Below are 24,010 nucleotides of genomic sequence, written 5' to 3'. Positions count from 1 at the left end.
AAAATAATATATTGATTAACAATGATTTAGTATTTGTTTTTTGGAATTCTGTAATCAAATTCGTTCCTTTGTAACTTAAATGATAAAGGAAAACATGAAACTGATTACAATTAAAAGACAAACAAAAGAAGAAAAAAGGTACACACCTAAAATGGGAGAACTGCTAACAAAAGTAACGTATGTTAAAAAAGCTTTTTTAAGCATCCCAATTAAAACCATTCACAAATATCGCGAAACCTATTATGGTGAAGTTAAAGATTGCGAAGCATGTAATCTGGCAAGATAACAAACAAAAAAGCCTCTATTAAGAGGCTTTTTTTATGCATTTTCTGTTTCTTTCTTATTTTTGAAACCAGCATATAGCAAGAGACCAAGCCCCAACATAACAGACATGTCTGCCAAATTAAAGATACCGGTTCTAAAAACACCTCCTAAATCGATGTGGAAAAAATCGGTAACAGACCCATAGACAATTCTGTCGTAAACATTGGCAATACCTCCACCAACAATACAGCAAAACCCTATTAGGGACAATCGGTCCAAAGTTTTGTTTTTAATAATATGAATGGTTACATAACCTAAAACAAGAATAGGCAATATTAAGAGAAAAATAAGTTTTAATGTTGGGTTTAAATCACTTCCCATACCTAAAAAAGCACCTGTGTTTTCTACATTGTGTAAGGTAAAGAGATCGCCAATAATTGGTGTTTCACTTCCAGGTGTTACATACAGTCTTACCAAAATTTTAGTTATTTGGTCTAAAGCAATGTTGATAACAATAAGAAGTATGATAAAGGTGTTTCGGGATAGTTTCATTAAGCTTCTTTTGTAAAGGTAGCCGAAGCTGTTTGTGCATCTCTATTTATTTTCTTTACCAGACCTTGCAATACATTTCCAGGGCCAACTTCAGTAAACAAGGTGGCACCATCTGCAATCATTTGCTGTACAGACTGTGTCCATTTTACAGGAGCTGTCAATTGGGAAATTAAATTGCTTTTTATGGCTACAGCGTCCAATACAGCCGAAGCAGTTACATTTTGGTAAATTGGACAAAGCGGTTTGTTGAAAAACGTGTTTTCTATGGCATCTGCCAACTCTTCCCGAGCAGGTTCCATTAAAGGTGAATGGAATGCACCTCCAACAGGTAGCACCAAAGCACGTCTGGCTCCTTCTGCCTTTAAACTTTCACAAGCTTTGTTAATGGCCATAACTTCTCCTGAAATTACCAATTGCCCTGGACAATTATAATTTGCAGCCACTACAATACCTTCGGTTGTGGCACAAACTTTTTCAACAATATCATCATCTAAACCTAATACTGCTGCCATGGTACTAGGTTTTAATTCGCAAGCTTTTTGCATGGCCATGGCACGTTTGGAAACTAATTTCAAACCGTCTTCAAAGGTTAGGGTTCCATTGGCAACCAACGCCGAAAATTCCCCAAGTGAGTGTCCAGCTACCATATCGGGTTTAAAACCTTCACCTAGAATTTTAGCCAAAATAACAGAATGTAAAAAAATGGCAGGTTGCGTAACCTTGGTTTCTTTTAAATCTTCGGCAGATCCTTGAAACATAATATCTGTGATTGAAAAGCCCAAAATATGGTTGGCTTGTTCAAATAAGTCTTGTGCTAAAGAAGAGCCTTCGTATAGGTCCAAGCCCATTCCAGAAAATTGTGCTCCTTGACCAGGAAATATGTATGCGTTCATGTATTTTTAGTTTTAATGTTGCAAAAATAGGAAATTTTAAATTAGTTTTCGGTTGGTAGCATTTAATGCATACTTAAAATGGATATGGATGTTTGTTGGGATCTTTCCGTTTTTTCAAAGGTCAATCTTTGGCTAGTGTTGACAACTAATGATATCCTAATTTAATTGTTTCACAACTTCGGAAAATAGGAACTGTTTTTATATGAAATTAGATGTATCCCCTCCGAAACTTTATGTAATAAAAAAATCAACTATAAGATTCGTGTTTTATTTCTCATAATTATAGGAAGTATCAATCTAGATCAGATATTTGAGGTGAAATTTTTTAATTGAAAAGTCTCAAAGTTAAACCAGCTAAAAAAGTCTTTATTTTTAATTCCAAAAGCGAAGCGAACTATGTTCTAATTTTTACAATCCTACAGCAGCTGCTTCTGCACAACGTTCCCCATCCATGGCAGCAGACACAATGCCTCCAGCATAGCCTCCACCTTCACCACAAGGAAACAAGCCTTTTATCTGTGGGTGTTCTAGGTTCTCGTTTCTTGGAATACTCACAGGGGATGAAGTCCTACTTTCAACACCAACTACATTTGCTTCAGCTGTGTAATATCCTTTCATTTTTTCGCCAAAGGCTTTAAAACCTTGACGCAAGTTGCTCCCAATAAGTTTTGGTAAAAGAGCATGTAAAGGAGCCGATTTTAAACCAGGTTGATAAGATGTAGGATTTAAATCTACAGATAACCTACCCTCTACAAAATCTGTTAATCTTTGAGCTGGAGCAGTTTGTGTTCTGCCTCCAGCTGTAAAAGCCAATCGCTCAAGGTCTTTTTGATATTGCAAAGCTTTCAAGACTCCAAAATGTTCATATTTAGGAAAATCCTTTGCTGCATTTAATTCCACCACGATACCAGAATTTGCGAATTGGTTGTTGCGTCTTGAAGGAGACATCCCGTTTACAACCACTTCACCATTGGCAGTTGCAGCAGGTACAATAAATCCTCCAGGGCACATACAAAACGAATATACACCTCTGTTATTTACTTGTTGCACCAGGCTGTATGATGCTGCTGGAAGTAATTCATTTCTTTTTCCTGAGCAATGATATTGAATGGAATCGATAATGTGTTGTGGATGTTCCACACGAACTCCCATGGCAAAGGATTTTGCTTCTATGGCTATTTTTTTATTATGCAACAGATAAAAAATATCTCTTGCCGAATGTCCTGTTGCTAGAATAACTCTTGTTGCTGGTAATTCAGCATTATTCCATAATTGAATGGCGTGTATTTTGTTGTTTTTGATTTTAAAATCGATAACACGGGTTTCAAAATGCACTTCACCTCCATATTTAATGATGGTTTCCCTAATATTTTGTACCACTTTTGGAAGTTTATTGGTACCAATATGTGGATGCGCATCTACCAAAATTTGGTCTGTGGCTCCATGAAATACCAAGTTTTCAAAAATGCGTTTTACATCGCCACGTTTTAGACTGCGTGTGTATAACTTGCCATCGCTATAAGTGCCAGCACCACCTTCGCCAAAGCAATAATTGGAGTCTTCGTTTACAGAATGGTCTTGGTTTATGGCTCTTAAATCCCTTCGTCTGTCTTGTACGTTTTTACCACGTTCCAAGACAATAGGTTTAAACCCTAGTTCTATACAACGTAAAGCAGCATACATTCCAGCAGGACCAAAACCAACAATGTGGATGGGTTTGGCTTTGGAAACATCTTTATAATCGAAAGTGTATTCTGAAGTATTTGGAACAGGTTCGTCAATATAAACAGCTACTTTATAGTTTAAAATAATTTTAGGTTTTCTGGCATCAATAGATTTACGAAGCACTTTAATACCTGAGATTTTGTCTCTGGACATCCCTAAGTTTTCGGCAGATTTTATTAAAAGAATGTTTGGTGTTTCTTCTTCTTTTAAATTAACGCGTAGCTGAAGCTCTTTTATCATGTGGTAAAATTAGGTAAAAATAAAAGATGTGTGTAAGTTGTTTTGGTTAAGTTTCAAAGTTGTTAAGCTGAAACCATGAATAGATTATTAATAAATGAAATAGGAGTTTTAAATTTACTTCAATTCTTTTTTTTCAATTTTCATTTGTGATGTTATAAAGGGAATTTTAGGAGCAAAAAAATACCCTGTTAAACTGGCAAATAAAATAGGTATAAAATACGAAAATCCAGTTAAGGTTGCCAATAAAATAGTGGTGCTCATAGGTGTTCGGGTCACACAAGCATTTATAGCTGCCATACAACTTACAACAGTTAAAGATAGGCTTATGGATGGAATAAAATGGTGAATGATGATCCCTAAGGTAGCTCCACAGAAAAACAAAGGAATGATAAATCCACCTCTCCAACCTGAGGTTACAGTAATGGCTATGGCCAGAATTTTAAAGATTAAAATGGCTATTAAAAATGAAAGCGAAAAGTCGCTTATAAGAAGCTGACTAATTTCATGATGGCCAAAATAGCGTGTTATTGGAAAATAAAAAACTATAAAGCCCAAAGCAATGCCTCCAAGGCAAGTTTTAATGTAAATAGGTGTTTGTAGTTTTTTAAATAGAACTTTAAAGGTTTTTGTGCAATATATAAAACCCCAACCTACAATGGTAGCTGCAATAGCAAAAAGTACAGCATACAAAAAATCGAATTTGGTTAACATTTCATAAGATGGTAAATCCCAAATGGGTCCAATGCCTATATGAATGATAAAAGCAAAAACCACATAGCTAAAACAACTGGCAACAAAGGCAGGAATAATGGCCTTATAGTATTCTACGGCATGCTCATGATGAAGTATTTCCAAAGAAAACAAGCTTCCACCTAATGGTGCGCCAAATAAGGCTGTAAAACCAGAGGCCATTCCAGCAATACTCATGGAGCGTAAATCTTCGCCTTTAAACCTAAAGAGTTTTCCGAGCCAAGTCCCAGTAGAACCTGTTACCTGAACCAAAGGGGCTTCTGGACCCAAACTTCCACCAGAAGCGATACAAAGTAAAGAAGACAACACCATGGAAGGGTTGTTTTTGGGGTCTAATTTGCCTTTGTTAAAACGAATGTTATTAACAATTAATTGAATTTCTCCAGGATCTCCAATAAAATGGATAATTAAACCGGCCAACAAACCACATACTGCCATGGTTGGAATAACTTGCCAACCCTGGAAAAAAGCTAATTTATGGGTTAAAAACTCTAAAACAATCCAATAGATGCTGGCTATCACTCCACCAAATAAACCAAGTAAAGCCCATAGTATAAACTTTCTGCTAAAAACAAAAGGATTGAATTGTATGGGTTGGTCTAAGATATTTAGAAAAGTGACTAATTTCCTTTTACGTTTTAGTTTCACTTTTTAAGTATTAAAAAAATAACAATTATTGTCTTATATAGGTTATAAACGAAAAAGCATGTTGGTGTTTTTCATCCTTGGCATGATACCTGTTTTGGGATTCTTTCCAAATAGTGGTATCAATTTTAGGAAAAAATGTATCTGCTTCAAAATCTTCATGAACTCTGGTAAGCTCAATTTTATCTGCATAAGGCATGGCTTGCTTATAGATTTCACCTCCACCAATAACAAAAGGTTGTTTGTCTGCTTTGGCAGCATCAAAGGCATCCTCCAGATTGTTAACAAGTATCACGCCAGATGGAACCTGATAATTGTCCTGTCTTGAAATAACAATGTGCGTTCTGTTGGGTAAGGGCCTTGGGAAACTTTCAAAAGTCTTTCTTCCCATGATAATATGATGTCCGTTTGTAAGTTCCTTAAAGCGTTTTAAGTCGTCGCTTAAATGCCAAATAAGCTGATTGTCTTTCCCTATGGCATCATTTTCACCAGCAGCAACAATAAGTGTAATTTCAGAGTTCTTGGAGCTGGTTATCGTCTTTTTTTTTTCAGTGGAAAGTGGATAGTCTTTCTCGACCTGTTGTTGTAATTGGGCGATACGCTCTTTTTGTTTTTCAACCAGCTTGTTAAGTTGCTTTTCTTCCCATTTTTTACTTAGCATTTTAGAGGTTACAAACACATTGAAAAGATGATAAACAAATAAAAACAACCACGCTAAAATGGCAAAAACAAACCAATCTATTCCTAAGAAAGTAACATCTTTGCCAATGTTGAGAACCAGATTGGCAACAATTAAAAACACAGCACCAATTAAAAACACAACAAAGTGCGCATACAAACGTTTTTTTTGCTTGATGCGTTTTTGAGCTGTTTCAATTAATTCCAATTGCTCTTTGTCTATTTGTGGCGTTTCTTTTTTCTTTCCGAACATCTTGCTTAAGTTTAAAGTAAAGTTAGTGCTTTTCTAATGATTTTTAGAAGAAGATGGTCATTAAAATTTGCATTTTGGTGTCAACTGGTTTTCCGTTTTTATAACCTGGGGATTTAAATTTTGGCATGCGTTTTAAAACATTTATGGCTTCGGCTGCCATTTCTTTTTTATGTGCTTTTGCAGTAATTTGTTCAGCTTTTCCTTTTTTGTTTATGGTAAAACTCACTAAAAATTGTGTTGATTTATCTAAAGGAAAAAGCTTGTCTGCCAACTCATAATTGATACTTACCTTTATATAATCTTTAATTTTATTTATGGTACATTCTTTTAAAGCCTCGTAGCTTAGTGTTTCATCACAGCTTCTAAACACAGGAAATTTATCGTTTTTAGATGGTTTGGGGTTGTCTACTTTAAATGTAATTGGCAGATAATATGGTACCTTAACAGGTTTTCCGTCTATAAATCCAGGTTTTAATTCAGGTACTAAATTCATGGTGCGAATCGCTTCAGCCTCAAGTTCAGGGTATGAAGCTCTAGCTTTAATGTCTACTATTTTTCCTGTGGTTGATATTTTAAAAAAAACAGAAATTTTCACCATAGTTTCATCTGGTAAATTTAACTTCTCTGCCACTTTTATATTGAAGTTTTCTGCAATATGAGAGTTAATCTTATCATTAAAACATTCTTTTAACCCTTTGTTGTCCATATCTTCATTACAGCCTTTGTAAATGGGAACCCGTTCTACCAAAGCAAAGGATACTTCATCTGAATTAATGATGTCTTCCGATGGTTTTGTTTCTTGGGAAAACGTAATTAGGCTGATTGCAAAGAGCAATAAAGACAGGTTGAATTTCATTAAATGGGTTTTAAATTAAATAGCAACAACTCCTTTAATATGTGGATGATGTTGATAATTTTCCAAAGTGAAATCTTCAAATTTAAAATCGAAAATATCTTTTACCTCTGGGTTGATTTTCATTTTAGGCAGAGGTTTAGGGTCCCTCGATAATTGCAATTCCAATTGCTCCAAATGATTGTTGTAAATATGGGCATCTCCAAAGGTGTGAATAAACTCGCCAGCTTGGTAACCACAAACCTGAGCCATCATCATGGTTAATAAGGCGTAAGATGCAATGTTGAATGGCACTCCCAAAAAAATGTCTGCACTGCGTTGATATAGTTGGCAAGATAATTTGCCATCTGCTACATAAAACTGAAAAAACGCATGGCAAGGAGGAAGCGCTGCTTTTCCATTGGCAACATTTTCACTAAAGGTTTTGGAGGTGTCTGGTAAAACCGATGGGTTCCAAGCAGAAACCAGCATGCGTCTGCTATTTGGATTTGTTTTTAAAGTATTTACTATGTCCTTAATTTGATCGATCTCATCGTTGTTCCAGTTTCTCCATTGATGGCCATAAACAGGGCCTAAATCGCCATGCTCGTCTGCCCATTCGTTCCAAATACGCACGCCATTTTCTGTAAGATATTGAATGTTTGTGTCTCCTTTTAAAAACCAAAGCAATTCATGAACAATGGATTTTAAATGAAGTTTTTTGGTGGTAACCATTGGGAAGCCTTCGCTTAAATCGAAGCGCATTTGGTAACCAAACACACTTTTTGTTCCAGTTCCTGTTCGGTCTCCCTTTTCATTTCCGTTTTCCAAAACGTGTTTTACTAGGTCTAAATATTGTTTCATGTTCACTTCCCTTGAAAGCAGGAATCTTTTTTAATTATACTGAAATTTTCAAAAAATAAAAATAGAAAAAAGCCTCTAATCAAAAGAATTGAAGCTCGATTATATATTAAAAGTTATTAACTAATGTTTTACGTGCAATAGGATTGATTTATCTGCGGCCATTTGATACTAACCAATGATCATTCCAGCTATTGTTGCAGAAATTAATGAGGCTATGGTTCCACCAATAAGTGCTTTCATACCAAACTCTGACAAGACTTTTCGTTGTCCAGGTGCCAAGGAGCCTATACCACCAATTTGGATGCCTATAGAGGCAAAATTAGCAAAACCACACAACATGTAAGTTGCCATAATAATGGATTTGTTATAGTTTAAATGCACTGCATTGGCAACATTTTTTAAATCGGCCAATTGGATGTAACCAACAAATTCACTGGCAGCCAATTTAATGCCCAATAATTGTCCCATCATCATAATATCTTCGCTTGCCACTCCAATCAACCACATTAAAGGAGCAAATATGGTTCCTAAAATAGCCTCTAATGAAAGAGCTGGATAAGGTGTGTTTGCTGCCATCCAGGTGTTGATGGTAGAAAATTCCCCTATCCACCCTAAAATACCATTTATCATTGCAATAAATGCTACAAACACCAATAACATGGCTCCAACATTAACGGCCAACCTTAGGCCTTCTGTAGTTCCATTTGCTATGGCATCTAAGATGTTTGAGCCTATTTTTTCTGAAGATACTTCAACTTCGGTATTAATTTCTTCGGTTTGAGGATATAGAATTTTAGAAATCACGATAGCTCCAGGAGCAGCCATCACAGATGCCGCTAACAAATGTTTTGCATATACCAATCTTAAAGCAGGATCGTCTCCACCTAGAAACCCAATATATGCAGCAAGTACAGCTCCTGCAACGGTTGCCATACCTCCAATCATTACCAAGAGCATTTCACTTTTGGTCATTTTTTCCAAATAGGCTTTAATTAAAAGTGGTGCTTCAGTCTGACCTAAAAAGATGTTCCCAGCCACACTTAAACTTTCAGCTCCAGAAATTTTTAAGAGCTTGGTTAACAACATGGCCATTAATTTCACTACTTTTTGAATAATGCCTAGATAGAATAAAACCGAGGTCAGTGCCGAAAAGAAAATAATGGTTGGCAACACTTGGAACGCAAATATAAATCCAAAGGTGTCCATATCCACTACCAAACCTTCAAACAGGAATTTACTGCCAGCCCTTGTAAAATCCAAAATGCTGATAAAAACCCCACCAATGGACTCAAACGCACTTTGTATAAACGGAACTTTTAGTACACCAATGGCAATTAAAAGTTGAAAAGCCAAACCAATACCTACTGTTTTCCAGTTAATGGCTTTTCGGTTGGAACTGAACAAAAAGGCAATGAATATCAAAGAAATCATTCCTAAAAGGCCTCTCCAGAGACTGTTAATGGAAAAACCTTCACTTGGTTTAATGCTGTCTTCTGTGTTTACTGCAACAGCTTCGTTAAAGGATGTTTTGGCACTGGAGAAATAAAAGGTCTTATGGTTTTCCTTAAACACCAAAGTGGAGTCTGTAAGTTCGTTGATCCTGTACCTTTTTACGGAATCGAAGGGTTTGTTGTAATAAAAAACCAATAGGTTGTTTTGGTAGATATAATCTCCAGAAGCTTTAAGGGAGTCTGCACTTACCGAGAATCTAAAGAAACCTTGTTGCAGTTCTAAGCCATCAGTGTTTTTTTTAACTTCCAATTGATTACCAGCTTGATCTTGAATGTTTTCAAGTTGCCATTTTTTTTCAATTTCCTGAGCGAATAAGGTTGATGTAATTCCGAAAAAAATAGCTGTAATTGCTAGTAATACTTGTTTCATTTGTTGGGAAGGATTAGTTATCGCTTTGAAATTTCATCACGAATTTTAGCAGCTTTTTCGTAGTCTTCGTTTGCTACAGCTTCATCTAAAAGGGTGTGCAGTTCGTCCAGTGTTTTGTTTTTGTAAACATCTTTAGCAGAACTGGACTCCAGCTCTTCAGCAATAAAATCGTCAACCAAAACACTGTCGTCTTGGGATTCATCGTCGTTTTTTGGGTTCACCTTTAAATAAATCCCAGCTTTGTCCAAAATGTTTTTGTAGGTAAAAATAGGTGCATTAAAACGAAGAGCCAAGGCAATGGCATCACTGGTTCTGGCATCTATAATTTCTTCTATTTTATCCCTTTCGCAAATAAGACTGGAATAAAATACACCATCTACCAATTTATGGATAATAACCTGCTTGACGACAATATCAAAACGGTCTGCAAAATTTTTAAATAGGTCGTGCGTTAAGGGTCTAGGAGGTCTTATTTCTTTTTCTAGAGCAATAGCAATGGATTGCGCTTCGAAGGCTCCAATAACTATAGGTAATTTACGGTCGCCATCTACTTCGTTTAGAATGAGCGCATAAGCGCCATTTTGGGTTTGACTGTAAGATATTCCTTTGATATTAAGACGTACTAAACTCATATATTTTTAAAACACAAAGAACTGTTTAAATTAGGACTTTACCAACTGCTTAAAAGCATATTTGATGATTTTGTTAAACTACATTCCCAAAATCTGAGCTGTTATGGATAGTAAATACATTATTTAAACAGTTCTTTTTAACAATACAAGTTAAAAAAAATATTTATTGCTGTGCTTTAAAAGCTTTTAATTTTTCGATTAATTTTGGCACCACTTCAAAAGCATCACCAACAATTCCGTAATCTGCAGCTTTAAAGAAAGGTGCTTCAGGATCTGTATTGATAACCACTTTTACTTTACTGGCATTAATACCGGCAAGATGTTGAATGGCTCCAGAAATACCAATGGCAATATACAAGTTGGCAGCTACAGGTTTTCCTGTTTGTCCAACGTGTTCGCTATGAGGTCTCCAGCCTAAATCACTTACGGGTTTTGAGCAAGCAGTTGCGGCTCCTAATACGTCTGCTAGTTCTTCAACCATTCCCCAGTTTTCAGGTCCTTTAAGACCACGACCACCAGACACAACAATTTCTGCATCTGCTATGGTTACTTGTCCTGTAACTTTATCAACAGATTCTACTTTAATTCCTAAATCTGGAACGGATGGTGAAAAATCTTCTGCAGAGGCACTTCCTGAATTTTCTTTTACCCCAAAGGCATTCTTGGATACGCCAACTATTTTTACATCTGTATTTATAGCTGTCATATTAAATGCTTTGTTGGTAAATGCTGTGCGTTTTACTGTGAATGGCGACGTACTTGAAGGCGCCTCAACCACGTTGGAAGCGTAACCAGCATCTAAATCAATGGCTAAAAGAGGTGCTAAATACTTACTATCTGCACTGGAACTTACTATAATGACCTTGGTACCTTCTTTTTTTGCTGCTTGAGCAATGGCACTGGCATAAGCCTTGGCATTGAAAGTCTCTAATTGCGAATTGTTAACTTTTAAAACCTTGTCTACTCCATAGTTTCCTAAAACAGAAGTGTCTTCGGCATTAAAAGTAATGGCGGTAACGGTTGTTCCCATTTGGTCTGCAACGGTTTTTGCATAAGAAGCAACTTCTAAAGCTGTTTTTTTAAAGGTTCCTTTATCGGATTCTGTATATACTAAAACTGACATAATTTTTTTAAATTTTGAATTCCAAAAACTATACTCCAAAAAGACTTGTTGGAATTGGGATTTTGAAAATTGAGATTTATATTACCTTAGCTTCATTATGAAGTAAGTTCACTAATTCTTCCACATTATCTGGGTCTATTAATTTGATAGCGCCTTTTGGAGCAGGCTTTTCAAATTTTACAGATGCCGTTTCTGTATTGGCATCAACAGGTTCAACCACTTTTAAAGGTTTTTGTCTGGCCATCATGATCCCTCTCATATTTGGTATACGCAAGTCGCTTTCTTCTACCAAGCCTTTTTGGCCACCAATTACAAGTGGTAAAGAGGTAGAGACAGTTTCTTTTCCACCGTCAATTTCCCTAACAGCTTTAGCATTTGTTCCTTCTACCTCCAGACTAATGCAGTTTGTTACAAAATTGGCGTTTATTAAACCAGCCAGCATGCCTGGAACCATACCTCCATTATAATCAATGGATTCACGTCCTGCAATCACTAAATCGTAACCACCATCTTGAACCACTTTAGCTAGTTGTTGTGCCACGGCAAAACCATCAGTTGCAGCTGTATTCACTCTAATGGCTGCATCTGCTCCTATGGCCAAAGCTTTACGTAAGGTTGGTTCTGTTTCTGGACCACCAACATTCACAACATCTACACTGGCTCCTTGTTTTTCCTTGAACCACATGGCACGAGTTAAACCAAATTCATCATTGGGATTGATTACAAACTGTACGCCTGTGGTATCAAATTTTGTGTCTCCTTCTGTAAAATTAATTTTTGAAGTCGTATCAGGTACATGACTAATACATACTAATATTTTCATATTGTTTTTATTTAAATATGTGTAATTCTTTTGAGGTTACGAAGTTAATTATTTTATTCAGAATATTTACTATGCGTGCATAATAAATTTATTGAAAATTTCAGATTAATAGAGCAATTTATTCTTGAACCAAAAGTTTAGTGTTCTTTTTATTAAGTTAAACTTTCGTGTAATTTCTTAAAGATTTATAATTTCATAAATTATACCTTTTAAAAATATATTATTTTCTTATCAATAATTCTTACTTTTGCCTTTCGTAATAAAGTAATAAAAATGAAAACAATTCAATTTAGGGAAGCCATTGCCGAAGCCATGAGCGAAGAAATGCGTAGAGACGAAAGCATTTACTTAATGGGTGAGGAAGTAGCGGAATATAATGGAGCCTACAAAGCTAGTAAAGGCATGCTTGATGAATTTGGTCCAAAACGTGTTATAGATACGCCAATTGCTGAGCTTGGTTTTGCTGGGATAGCCATTGGTTCTACCATGACAGGTTGCAGACCCATTGTAGAATATATGACTTTTAACTTCTCGTTGGTTGGGATTGATCAAATTATAAACAATGCAGCAAAAATTAGACAAATGTCTGGTGGGCAATTTAAATGTCCTATCGTATTTCGTGGACCAACAGCTTCTGCTGGACAGTTGGCTGCAACACACTCGCAGGCTTTTGAAAGCTGGTTTGCCAACACACCTGGTTTAAAAGTGGTCGTGCCATCCAATCCATATGATGCCAAAGGGCTTTTAAAATCGGCCATACGCGATGACGATCCTGTTATTTTTATGGAAAGTGAACAAATGTATGGAGATAAAGGCGAAGTGCCTGAAGGTGAGTACACCATTCCATTGGGAGTTGCCGATGTAAAACGCGAAGGTACAGATGTTACCATTGTCTCCTTTGGAAAAATTATCAAGGAAGCCTATAAAGCAGCAGATGAATTGGAAAAAGAAGGCATTTCCTGTGAGATAATCGATTTAAGAACGGTTCGTCCATTGGATAAAGAAACAATAATTGCATCAGTTAAAAAAACAAACCGTTTGGTGGTATTGGAAGAAGCTTGGCCATTTGGAAACGTGTCTACCGAGATTACTTATATCATTCAATCGGAAGCCTTCGATTATCTGGATGCACCAATCATTAAAATAAATACGGCAGACACACCTGCACCTTATTCTCCAGTGTTATTGGAAGAATGGTTGCCTAATAGCAACGATGTGGCAAAAGCTGTTAAAAAAGTACTATATAAATAAAATTTTACTATTTTAGTTTCAATTGACTTCATTGGCAATATTGTTGATGAAGTTTTTTTGTTAATATGAAATTTAAGTTACTCGCTATATTTTTATTCTCAAGCATCAACTTTTTGTTTGCCCAAACAAAAGTGAGTGGTCATGTTTTTGACGAAAACAATGAGCCAGTAGCTTATGCCAATATTATTTTTAAAAACTCTTCCGAAGGCACCATTACAGACGAAAACGGTACTTTTTATTTGGAATCTTCAGAAACCTGGAACACTTTAATTGTGTCTTTTGTAGGTTACGAAACCATAGAGTATCCTCTTGATAAAAAAGTAAATTACAATTTAAAATTTGTCATTAAGGAAGCAGCTTCAGCTTTAAACGAAGTGGTTATTGTAGCAGGAAAACAGTCTAAAAAAGCAGAAGAAAATCCAGCTATTGCCATTATGCAAAAAATTTGGGAACATAAACGAAAGAATGGTCTCAGACAATTTAACCAATACGCTTACGATAGATACGAAAAAGTAGAGTTTGACCTCAATACCATTGACAGTGCCTTAATACAAAGCAACCTGTTTAAAGGAATGGAATTTATATTTAAACATGTGGACACTTCAAACGTTACAGGAAAAACCTATTTGCCCATTTTTGTTAATGAAGAAGTGGCTAAAGTCTATGGAGATAATATTCTTAAAAAAGAAAAGGTAGAACTAAAAGGGAATAAAAATTCCGGTTTTAGCAACAACCAATCCATTATAGACTTTATTAAGGACCTGTATTCAGAATATGATGTGTATGATAATTACCTAAAGTTTTTCGATAAAAGCTTTGTAAGTCCTATTTCTACTACAGGAATCAACACTTACAATTATGTGTTGGCAGATAGTGCTTATATAGATAACAAGTGGTGTTATAATATAATTTATTATCCAAGACGTAAAAACGAGTTGACTTTTAAAGGCGATTTTTGGGTGGCAGATACAACTTTTGCCATTAAAAACATTAACATGCAAGCCTCAAAAAGCGCTAACATAAACTGGGTAAAGGAAATTTATATCGAGCAGGAGTTTGAAGTTTTAAACGATTCGGTGTTTTTGGTGAAACGCGATTACTTTATGTCCGATTTTACATTTAATAAAAAAGAAAAGTCACGTGGTATTTACGGAAAACGCACAACACTTTACGATAATTATGTGTTTAATGAAGTAAAAGACGAAAAATTCTATAAAGATGAGGTTTTTGACTATAATAAAGACGCCTATAATCGAGAAGATGCTTTTTGGGACCAAAACCGAATGGAACCATTAAGCAAGGATGAAAAAGGGGTCTACAAGATGTTGGATACCTTGAAAACCGTTGGAAAATTTAAACGACTCTATAATTTGGGTAGTATTTTGGCTTCGGGTTATATAGAAATAGATAGGTGGAATATGGATTATGGCCCTATTTTTTCCAGCTTTGGTTATAATGATGTGGAAGGCTTGCGTTTAAGGGCTGGAGGAAGAACCTATTTTGGACCAAACGATTTATGGCGTTTACAGGGTTTTGTGGCTTATGGACTTAAAGATGATAAATTTAAATATGGTTTCTCGGCAAAATGGTTGCTCAATCAAAAAAACCGACTCATAATTTCTGCTGGACATAGACGTGACATTGAACAAATAGGAGCTAGCTTAACCACCTCAACAGATGTATTGGGTAGGAGTTTGGCATCAAATGCCTTGTTTACAACAGCTCCAAACGATAAACTTTCCAACATTAAATTAACGGCTTTGGCCATTGAAATGGAGCCCATAAAAAATGTGCTTTTTAGATTGGGTGGAGACTATAGAACCCTGTCTTCGGCCTCAGATGCCTTTAGTCTGGATTATGTGGACCCAGAGTCACCAACAGGTATTTCATCCGATTTGAAACAATTTGAAAGCACGTTTGCTGTGTCTTATTTTCCTGGCAGAAAAATGACAGGTCATGGTGTTGAACGTTTAAACGCAAACGACACCTATGCTTCTATTTTTGCGCAATTTAGCTTAGGGGATAAGCATATTTTCAAAAGCGATTTTAACTATACCAAAATACAGTTGTCTTATATTCAACCTTGGCAATTGGGAGGCATTGGAAGGTTAAGGTCTACTTTGGAAGCAGGTAAAACCTTTGGAACCGTTCCTTTGGGCTTATTAAGTGTGGTGCCCGGAAACCAATCGTACTTTTCCATTTACAAATCGTTTTCTCAATTAAACTACTACGAGTTTGTTACAGATACTTATGCAGCCATGCATTTGGAACACAACTTCAATGGACGATTGTTTTCCAGAATCCCTTTATTGAGAAAACTAAATTGGCGTGAAATTATTGGCTTTAGAGCTGTTTGTGGAGATTTGGCACAAAAAAACATCGATATAAGTGCGCCATCAAATATTCCTTTAATTGCTCCAACAGACGAAATTTATTACGAATACAGTGTTGGTATTGGTAATATCTTTAGGGTTTTTAGAATAGATTTTAACTTTAGGGGCAATTATTTCGACAACCCTGGAGCTAGGGATTTTGGAATTACTGGAAGCTTCGGGTTTCAGTTTTAATACAAGGTTTGTTTTTTCAATGTTATAATTACAGGAACTATAAGTTCGTTTAACATTTTGGTGGATAGTTTATGCGATTCCATGCCACCATGGTAAAAAAAGCTTGTTAAAACAACCATGAGATCCAATTTATGAAAAACGACTGTTTTGTTTCCACCAGTTAAACTCATAAAACAGGCTTTTACATAAGTGTCATTTCCAAACAAAAACGATAAATTGAACACACAAAAAAGTCAAATCTATTTTAGTTGCCCAAAACCAAAGACTTACCTATCTTTGCAGCCCTCTAAATTTGAGGTGGCGATTTATAAAAAACAATCTTTAATTAAAGAATAAAAGAATATAAAATAATCCCAGTACCAGGGAACTAAAACAAGTTTTTATGACAAGCAAAGGAAAATTAACGTTTGATGTTTTAATTGAAATACCAAAAGGAAGTAGAAACAAATATGAATATGATTTCGATTTAAAGAAAATCCGTTTCGACAGAATGTTGTTTTCATCCATGATGTATCCAGCCGATTACGGTTTTGTTCCGGAAACATTGGCTTTAGACGGAGACCCTTTGGATGTTTTGGTGTTAGGAGGTGAGCCAACTTTTCCAATGTGTGTGGTTGAAGTAAAACCCATAGGTGTATTTCACATGGCAGATGAAAAAGGTCCGGATGAAAAGGTGATTTGTGTACCAGTTTCCGATCCAATTTGGAACAACTTAAACGATTTGTCTGATATGAACCCACATCAAATAAAAGAAATTGAACATTTCTTCCAAGTATATAAAGACCTTGAAAAAAAGAAAGTGGACGTTGGCGGATGGGGAAATGCCGAAGAAGCTTACGATATCCTGAACAAATGCGTGAAACGCTACGAAACGAGCGAGCATAAAACCAATGGCGATTTTACCATTTAATAACAACAATTTTTAAAAATGCAAACCCTTATCACTTTAGCTGTTAAGGGTTTTTTAATGTTAACGTATTTTGTTACATTTGCTGCTGCTAAAAACTAATCAAATAATAAAATAATATGGGATCAATGATGATTTATATGCCAATTGCAATGGCACTTTTAGGATTAATCTATATGATTGTTAAGAAATCTTGGGTGATGAAACAAGATGCTGGAGACGGCAAAATGAAAGAAATTTCAGATCATATATACGAAGGTGCTTTGGCATTCTTAAATGCCGAATATAGACTTCTGGCGATTTTTGTAGTTATAGTAAGTGTGGCTTTGGCAGCTGTTTCTTTTATTGTGCCAACAACGCACTGGCTTATAGTAATCGCTTTTATTTTCGGAGCTTTCTTCTCGGCTTTTGCAGGGAACATTGGTATGAAAATAGCAACTAAAACCAACGTAAGAACGACCCAAGCTGCCAGAACCAGTTTGCCAAACGCACTAAAAATATCGTTTGGTGGTGGAACGGTTATGGGACTAGGGGTTGCTGGCTTGGCAGTTCTAGGATTAACCTTATTCTTTATCATCTTTTTCTGGGTGTTTATGGATAGTGCTTGGACAAATACCATGGACATGACCATTGTTCTTGAAACATTGGCAGGTTTCTCTTTAGGAGCTGAATCCATTGCTTTATTTGCTCGAGTTGGTGGTGGTATTTATACCAAAGCTGCCGATGTTGGTGCCGATTTGGTAGGGAAAGTGGAGGCTGGAATTCCTGAAGACGACCCTAGAAATCCTGCAACCATTGCAGATAACGTTGGAGATAATGTTGGGGATGTTGCCGGAATGGGAGCCGATTTATTTGGATCTTACGTTGCAACAGTGCTAGCTGCCATGGTTCTTGGAAACTATGTGATAAAGGATATGGGAGGCAAGATAGATGATGCCTTTGGTGGTATTGGCCCTATTTTATTGCCTATGGCAATAGCAGGAGCAGGAATTATTATTTCTGTAATTGGTACTATGTTGGTAAAAATAAAATCTAACGACGCTAAAGAAGCTCAAGTTATGGGAGCCTTGAATGTTGGTAACTGGACATCTATAGGATTGGTTGCAATTTCATGTTTTGCTTTAGTTACTTGGATGTTGCCAGAAACCATGCAAATGAATTTCTTTGGAGAAGGACTTCAAGAAATTTCATCCATGAGAGTGTTTTACGCCACTTTAGTTGGATTGGTTGTAGGAGCTTTAATTTCTTCCATTACTGAATATTATACAGGTTTGGGTAAAAAACCTATCTTAAAAATTGTACAACAATCCAGTACTGGAGCAGGAACAAACATTATTGCAGGTTTGGCTACAGGTATGATTTCTACATTTTCTTCTGTATTATTGTTTGCTCTTGCAATTTGGGCTTCTTATGCTTTTGCTGGATTTTATGGTGTGGCTTTGGCTGCTTCAGCCATGATGGCAACTACTGCCATGCAATTAGCCATTGATGCTTTTGGGCCTATTTCCGATAATGCTGGTGGAATTGCCGAAATGAGTGAGCAAGACCCAATTGTAAGAGAACGTACAGATATTTTAGACTCTGTTGGTAATACAACTGCAGCTACAGGAAAAGGGTTTGCTATTGCTTCAGCAGCTTTAACCTCCTTAGCTTTATTTGCTGCTTATGTAACCTTTACGGGTATTGATGGTATTAACATCTTTAAAGCGCCTGTTTTAGCCATGCTATTTGTTGGTGGAATGGTGCCAGTAGTTTTTTCTGCTTTAGCAATGAATGCAGTAGGAAAAGCAGCCATGCAAATGGTACATGAGGTAAGACGTCAGTTTAGAGACATACCAGGAATTATGGAAGGTACAGGAAAGCCACAATACGATAAATGTGTGGAAATATCTACTCAAGCATCATTAAAAGAAATGATGTTACCTGGATTATTGACCATTGGATTTCCTATAATTATAGCTTTTGTACCAATGATTTTTGGAATGAACAATATGGCTATTGCCGAAATGCTAGGTGGTTATATGGCTGGTGTAACTGTTTCTGGAGTGCTTTGGGCTATTTTCCAAAACAATGCTGGTGGTGCCTGGGACAACGCTAAAAAATCGTTTGAAGCCGGTGTCATGATCAATGGTGAAATGACCTATAAGGGCTCTGAAGCTCATAAAGCTGCAGTAACTGGAGATACGGTTGGAGATCCTTTTAAAGATACTTCTGGACCATCTATGAACATTCTAATTAAATTAACGTGTTTAATAGGATTGGTAATTGCGCCTATTTTAGGAGGTCACGCCATTACTGAAGAGGTGTCTATGACTGAGATAGAAAGTAGTATTATGAAAGAAGATACTAAAAAAGTATATGTGGAATTTGAAGTTGAAAGTGACGATCTTGCAACAGCTGTGGTAAGTGTAACAGAATTCCAAAATGGAGAGAACAAAGTTGAAGAATATGTTATATCTGGTACTTTTAATGAAGTTAATGCTAAAGTTGAAAGATTGAAAAAGGGAGCATCCTCCATAAAAGTAAAATCTAATAGGGCAGAACTTGAGGAAGAGTTCTCTGTAGAGGTTAGAAAATAAAAATCTACATATTAGATAATAAAAAAACCACGCTTCTTGCGTGGTTTTTTTATAGTAGTTAATTAAAGCTTCAGATTAAAACAAGCCATTTATTTCTGCATCAATTTTATTGATAATGCTTCCTAAATCTTCAGGATTGGCAACAAAATCCAGGTTGTCCACATCTATAATCAGTAAATTCCCTTTGTCATAGCCATGTATCCAAGCTTCGTAGCGTTCGTTAAGCCTGCTTAAATAATCAATGCTTATGGAATTTTCGTAATCACGACCTCTTTTATGTATTTGTGAGACTAAATTCGAAATTGAACTACGTAAGTAAATCAATAAATCTGGACCTTGGACAAAAGACTCCATTAAATCAAACAAGGAACGGTAATTTTCAAAATCACGATTGGTCATCAAACCCATAGCGTGTAAGTTTGGGGCAAAAATATGGGCATCTTCATAAATGGTCCTATCCTGTATAATATCCTTGCCACTTTCACGAATCTGTGCCACTTGACGAAACCTGCTGTTCAAGAAATAGACTTGTAGGTTAAAACTCCAACGTTCCATCTGGTTGTAAAAATCATCCAGATAGGGATTGTCTACCACATCTTCTAGTTGAGATTCCCATTTGTAATGTTTAGCAAGTAATTTAGTAAGTGTGGTTTTACCAGCACCAATGTTTCCGGCTATTGCAACATGCATAATTATTTATTGTTTAGTTGGAATTTGTGTAAATTTTTAGAGTCGTAAATATACACCGTTTCGTTGGTTACTAAAAACTGTTTTGTTAACAATTCCGGTGTTTTGATTAATTGGAAACTTGTTTCTTTTTCATTGAAATAATAAAGCTGCTGTTCTTTCACTAAAAAAATGGCATCATTACTTTCAACCAAAGCCGTAAAACCATCATTTTTTACCTTATAAACCAAGCTCCCAAAATAATTGTATTTGTAAAGATATTTCTCGGTTAAAAGCCAAGCATAATTGTAATTGCTTTTTAGGTCTAAAGCTTTAGACTCTATGGGTAAGGTCGTGGCCCTGGTTTTGTTTGTTTTGTAATCAAATAATTCCAATTGTTGGATGTCTTCATTAAAAACCCAAAGCGCATTATCGTTTGCAGTAGAAAGTAGTGAAACGTTCTTGTAATACTCCATTGTGTTGAAATCTATTTTTAAAATTTCGGCAAACCTATTGTCCAATATATAAGCAGCATTAAAATCTTCGTAAAAAACAGGAATTTTTAATGGATTGAAACTATTTGCTGAAGTAATTTTGCCAAACTGTACATTGCTGTAGGAGTAATGGTTCTTGTCTTCTATTTTGTAAAGTGTATTCTTTTTTATAAAATAAATCGTTCCAAAGTTATCAATACCAATTAATGTATCTGCTTCAAAAGGGATCTTGGAAACGAACGTGGTTTCAATTGACTCTTGTCCGAAAATGGGAAAAGAAATAAAAAGTAAAATATAAAAGACTGTTTTCATTGCGAACTGAAATGTACAAAATTCCATTTAGTTTAATGCTAAAAATTTATTCAAGGTGTTATTTGAACAACATGATCCTCATTTTATAAATTCTTTTTGGAATGAAAAGACAAAGTGTGGAATAAATTGTAATTTGTATAGTCAAAACAATCAACCTTATTAGATATGATAAAGACTATAAAACTATTTTTTGCAATTGCATTTTTTACAATTGGTATTAATCTTCAAGCACAAGAACAAGATCCTGTTGTAAAAAACATTATTGATGAAGCTACAAATAATTCGCAATTAGAAATTTTAGCGCACGAGCTACTGGATGTCATTGGTCCAAGATTGGTAGGGACACTACAAATGCAGCAAGCTCATGATTGGGCTGTGGATACCTACTCCAGATGGGGTATTTTGGCTAGAAATGAACAATGGGGAGAATGGAAAGCATGGGAAAGAGGCATCACGCATATAGATATGTTGCAACCAAGGCTACAGACCCTAGATGGTATGCAATTGGCTTGGAACCCAAGTACGGGACCAAAAGGTGTTACAGCTGAGGTGATTGCCATTCCCACTGTAAAAGATTCATTGGATTTTCAGCGATGGATGAAAACCATTAAAGGAAAATTTGTATTGGCATCCATGTATCAAATTACAGGAAGGCCAGATTACAATTGGGAAGAATTTGCTACCCAAGCGTCTTTTGAAAAGATGAAGCAAGAAAGGGATTCTTTAGAAAATGCTTGGAGAGCCAATATGGAACGTACTGGCTATGGCAGAAGGGAAATTCATCAGGCACTGGAAGAAGCAGGAGCAGCAGGCATCATCACTTCTTATTGGTCCAAAGGATTTGGATCCAATAAGATATTTAGCGCCAGAACCAAAACAATTCCAACGATTGACATAGAGTTGGAAGATTATACCATGCTTTATAGACTTGCAGAATATGGTAATAAACCTATTGTTAAAATAGTGGCAGAATCTAAAGACTTGGGTGTTGCTCCAACTTATAATACGCTTGCAGAAATTAAAGGGACTGAGAAACCAGATGAGTATGTGGTACTTTCTGCACATTTTGATTCTTGGGATGGAGGCACTGGAGCCACAGATAATGGTACCGGAACTTTAGTCATGATGGAAGCCATGCGTATCCTTAAAAAAGTATATCCAAATCCAAAACGAACTATTTTGGTTGGACATTGGGGAAGCGAAGAACAAGGTTTAAATGGTTCCAGGGCTTTTGTGGAAGACCATCCAGAGATAGTAAAGAACACACAAGCCATGTTTAATCAGGATAATGGAACTGGTCGTGTTGTGAACCTTTCTGGGGCTGGGTTTTTACATTCCTATGAATATTTGTCCAGATGGTTAGAAGCAGTGCCAAAAGATATTACAAAACATATTGAAACTCATTTCCCGGGTTCTCCAAGTGGAGGAGGCTCAGATAACGCTTCGTTTTTGGCAGCAGGAGCACCAGCTTTTAATTTAAGTTCCTTGAGTTGGTCTTATTGGAATTATACCTGGCATACCAATAGGGATACGTATGATAAAATTGTGTTTGACGATGTAAGAAGCAATGCCATTTTAACTGCCATTTTGGTGTATATGGCTTGCGAAGATCCAAACAGAACTTCTACAGAAAAAATTGTTTTACCAGTAGATTCTAGAACAGGAGAGCAACGTACTTGGCCAGAACCACGTTCGCCAGAACGAAGAGGAGGGTTGGATTAAAGTAATAAATGGATTGTTTTAGTGGGACAAGTCGCGACTTGTCCCTACTTGTATTATATTTTTTTATAATAATTATAAAAAATATAATATATTTGCCGACGGTTTTGGGGAGATACTCAAGCGGCCAACGAGGGCAGACTGTAAATCTGCTGACTACGTCTTCGCAGGTTCGAATCCTGCTCTCCCCACGAATAAATACTAAAAGCAAGCAACACATAAAGCTTGCTTTTTTGTTTTGTGTTTTTTGTATTTTCAAAGCGTCGCTTTGCAGGATCAACGCAGTTCATCTTCTTTTTCACTCACAAGCATATTTATAAAATGGCATTAAGTAAAACAGGATTTCTCAATATGCATGTTTTTTTAAGTTTTTTAATTTGTAGGAAAAAACGCTGCCTTCCATACACTATCCATGGAGTATCTATGAAGTATCCATACTTGAAGCATATATAATGACAGAACCTAAAATGCCCAACTGATTTACTATGAATGTTACACTCAATTATAAAAGTTTAATAAAGACACTGAGTTTTTGTAGGAAAAAACGCTGGCTTCCATAGGAAAGGTATGGGAAAGGTATAGGAAAGGTATGGGAAAGCTATTGGGAAGCTATTGGAAAAGCATAATTAATTGTCCTTGACCTGTACTAAAACAACTATACAGGTTATTGCATACATTTTATAAAGGATATAAAGGGTGTTAAGTAAGATTAAAGAGGTTCATTTTTTTTATAAAATATCAAATCAAAAAAAGCTCCATAATCATGTTATGGAGCTTTTAATGTTTTAGAATCTGGAAAAGGTTTTATAACCCAAAAGCAGCTTTTACCTGATCTACATAATCCAGTTTTTCCCAAGTAAATAATTCTACTTCTACTTTTTTCTTTCTTCCGTTTATCTGCTCAAAAGTTTTAGTAATAGTTTCATTTTTTCTTCCCATATGGCCATATGCTGCCGTTTCGCTATACATTGGCTGACGTAATTTTAAACGCTCTTCAATGGCCGCTGGGCGCATGTCAAAAATTTCAGTTACTTTTTCTGCAATCTCGCTATCTGTTAAATTAAACTCACAAGTTCCAAAAGTGTTTATATAAATAGAAGTAGGTTCAGCAACACCAATGGCGTAACTTACCTGTACCAATACTTCTTCGCAAACACCTGCTGCTACTAAGTTTTTAGCAATATGTCTGGTAGCGTAAGCAGCACTTCTATCTACTTTACTTGGATCTTTTCCTGAGAAAGCTCCTCCACCATGAGCCCCTTTGCCTCCATAGGTGTCTACAATAATCTTGCGTCCTGTTAAGCCTGTATCACCATGAGGTCCACCAATAACGAATTTCCCTGTTGGATTAATATGGTAT

Annotated in this window: 21 protein-coding genes and 1 tRNA gene; 7 read left to right on the top strand and 15 right to left on the bottom strand. The window is 36.0% G+C overall.

What is annotated here, in order from left to right; all coding sequences use genetic code 11:
* Positions 1-94 precede the first annotated feature (94 nt).
* The gene (locus AACY93_RS03800; RefSeq protein WP_040491455.1) at positions 95-286 is read left to right on the top strand and encodes a hypothetical protein; all 192 of its coding nucleotides are present in this window, start codon (positions 95-97) and stop codon (positions 284-286) included.
* 32 nt (positions 287-318) lie between these two features.
* Here AACY93_RS03800 and lspA read toward each other — a convergent pair whose 3' ends face one another.
* The 11 genes from lspA to AACY93_RS03745 form a co-directional block, all read right to left on the bottom strand.
* Positions 319-816, bottom strand: coding sequence for a signal peptidase II (gene lspA / locus AACY93_RS03795; protein ID WP_286854743.1), 498 nt, complete (start codon positions 814-816; stop codon positions 319-321).
* The gene (fabD, locus tag AACY93_RS03790) at positions 816-1,709 is read right to left on the bottom strand and encodes an ACP S-malonyltransferase (protein ID WP_286854744.1); all 894 of its coding nucleotides are present in this window, start codon (positions 1,707-1,709) and stop codon (positions 816-818) included. Before fabD ends, lspA begins: the two co-directional genes overlap by 1 nt.
* Positions 1,710-2,117: 408 nt before the next feature.
* A complete protein-coding gene (locus tag AACY93_RS03785) occupies positions 2,118-3,674 on the bottom strand; it encodes an FAD-dependent protein (protein WP_286854745.1) in 1,557 nt (518 codons plus the stop codon).
* Positions 3,675-3,788: 114 nt separating this feature from the next.
* Positions 3,789-5,072, bottom strand: a complete 1,284-nt coding sequence (locus AACY93_RS03780) for a chloride channel protein (RefSeq protein ID WP_286854746.1) — start codon at positions 5,070-5,072, stop codon at positions 3,789-3,791.
* 25 nt (positions 5,073-5,097) lie between these two features.
* Complete coding sequence (locus tag AACY93_RS03775; RefSeq protein ID WP_286854747.1) at positions 5,098-6,000, bottom strand: dihydrofolate reductase; 903 nt, start codon at positions 5,998-6,000, stop codon at positions 5,098-5,100.
* A gap of 43 nt (positions 6,001-6,043) precedes the next feature.
* On the bottom strand, positions 6,044-6,856 hold the full coding sequence (locus AACY93_RS03770; RefSeq protein ID WP_286854748.1) for an energy transducer TonB: 813 nt from the start codon (positions 6,854-6,856) through the stop codon (positions 6,044-6,046).
* Between the two features lie 15 nt (positions 6,857-6,871).
* Complete coding sequence (locus AACY93_RS03765) at positions 6,872-7,696, bottom strand: thymidylate synthase (RefSeq protein ID WP_286854749.1); 825 nt, start codon at positions 7,694-7,696, stop codon at positions 6,872-6,874.
* Positions 7,697-7,864: 168 nt separating this feature from the next.
* Complete coding sequence (locus tag AACY93_RS03760; protein WP_287006382.1) at positions 7,865-9,577, bottom strand: nucleoside transporter C-terminal domain-containing protein; 1,713 nt, start codon at positions 9,575-9,577, stop codon at positions 7,865-7,867.
* A gap of 17 nt (positions 9,578-9,594) precedes the next feature.
* Positions 9,595-10,209, bottom strand: a complete 615-nt coding sequence (locus AACY93_RS03755) for a bifunctional nuclease family protein (RefSeq protein WP_007647970.1) — start codon at positions 10,207-10,209, stop codon at positions 9,595-9,597.
* Between the two features lie 163 nt (positions 10,210-10,372).
* On the bottom strand, positions 10,373-11,332 hold the full coding sequence (locus tag AACY93_RS03750) for an electron transfer flavoprotein subunit alpha/FixB family protein (RefSeq protein ID WP_007647975.1): 960 nt from the start codon (positions 11,330-11,332) through the stop codon (positions 10,373-10,375).
* Positions 11,333-11,408: 76 nt separating this feature from the next.
* Positions 11,409-12,155, bottom strand: coding sequence for an electron transfer flavoprotein subunit beta/FixA family protein (locus tag AACY93_RS03745; RefSeq protein ID WP_287006385.1), 747 nt, complete (start codon positions 12,153-12,155; stop codon positions 11,409-11,411).
* 273 nt (positions 12,156-12,428) lie between these two features.
* On the opposite strand from AACY93_RS03745, the gene AACY93_RS03740 reads away from it, so the two are divergent.
* Both AACY93_RS03740 and AACY93_RS03735 read left to right on the top strand, forming a co-directional pair.
* A complete protein-coding gene (locus AACY93_RS03740) occupies positions 12,429-13,406 on the top strand; it encodes a pyruvate dehydrogenase complex E1 component subunit beta (RefSeq protein ID WP_286854754.1) in 978 nt (325 codons plus the stop codon).
* A 65-nt stretch (positions 13,407-13,471) separates the two neighbouring features.
* The gene (locus tag AACY93_RS03735; RefSeq protein ID WP_273005345.1) at positions 13,472-15,973 is read left to right on the top strand and encodes a DUF5686 and carboxypeptidase-like regulatory domain-containing protein; all 2,502 of its coding nucleotides are present in this window, start codon (positions 13,472-13,474) and stop codon (positions 15,971-15,973) included.
* Here AACY93_RS03735 and AACY93_RS03730 read toward each other — a convergent pair.
* Positions 15,970-16,143: a hypothetical protein gene (locus tag AACY93_RS03730; RefSeq protein ID WP_286854755.1), complete on the bottom strand. Its 174-nt coding sequence runs from the start codon at positions 16,141-16,143 to the stop codon at positions 15,970-15,972. The genes AACY93_RS03735 and AACY93_RS03730 overlap by 4 nt on opposite strands.
* Before the next feature lie 212 nt (positions 16,144-16,355).
* Between AACY93_RS03730 and AACY93_RS03725 the strand changes: the two genes are divergently transcribed.
* Together AACY93_RS03725 and AACY93_RS03720 are read left to right on the top strand one after the other, a co-directional pair.
* The gene (locus tag AACY93_RS03725; protein ID WP_007647988.1) at positions 16,356-16,883 is read left to right on the top strand and encodes an inorganic diphosphatase; all 528 of its coding nucleotides are present in this window, start codon (positions 16,356-16,358) and stop codon (positions 16,881-16,883) included.
* 116 nt (positions 16,884-16,999) lie between these two features.
* The gene (locus tag AACY93_RS03720; protein WP_286854756.1) at positions 17,000-19,459 is read left to right on the top strand and encodes a sodium-translocating pyrophosphatase; all 2,460 of its coding nucleotides are present in this window, start codon (positions 17,000-17,002) and stop codon (positions 19,457-19,459) included.
* A gap of 75 nt (positions 19,460-19,534) precedes the next feature.
* Here AACY93_RS03720 and AACY93_RS03715 read toward each other — a convergent pair whose 3' ends face one another.
* Positions 19,535-20,149, bottom strand: coding sequence for a deoxynucleoside kinase (locus AACY93_RS03715; RefSeq protein ID WP_007647993.1), 615 nt, complete (start codon positions 20,147-20,149; stop codon positions 19,535-19,537).
* A gap of 2 nt (positions 20,150-20,151) precedes the next feature.
* Positions 20,152-20,931, bottom strand: coding sequence for a hypothetical protein (locus AACY93_RS03710; RefSeq protein WP_286854757.1), 780 nt, complete (start codon positions 20,929-20,931; stop codon positions 20,152-20,154).
* Positions 20,932-21,096: 165 nt separating this feature from the next.
* Between AACY93_RS03710 and AACY93_RS03705 the strand changes: the two genes are divergently transcribed.
* The gene (locus AACY93_RS03705; protein WP_286854758.1) at positions 21,097-22,653 is read left to right on the top strand and encodes a M20/M25/M40 family metallo-hydrolase; all 1,557 of its coding nucleotides are present in this window, start codon (positions 21,097-21,099) and stop codon (positions 22,651-22,653) included.
* A 106-nt stretch (positions 22,654-22,759) separates the two neighbouring features.
* Positions 22,760-22,841 (top strand) — tRNA-Tyr (locus AACY93_RS03700).
* Between the two features lie 613 nt (positions 22,842-23,454).
* Here the strand turns inward: AACY93_RS03700 and AACY93_RS03695 are convergent.
* The coding region (locus AACY93_RS03695) for a methionine adenosyltransferase domain-containing protein (protein ID WP_287006389.1) at positions 23,455-24,010 on the bottom strand (556 nt) is incomplete at its 5' end.

It is taken from the genome of uncultured Xanthomarina sp., from assembly GCF_963971605.1.
Taxonomy (GTDB): Bacteria; Bacteroidota; Bacteroidia; order Flavobacteriales; family Flavobacteriaceae; genus Xanthomarina; species Xanthomarina gelatinilytica.
Note: the sequence above shows the minus strand (reverse complement) of the source record. Positions and strands in the feature narration are given on the sequence as shown.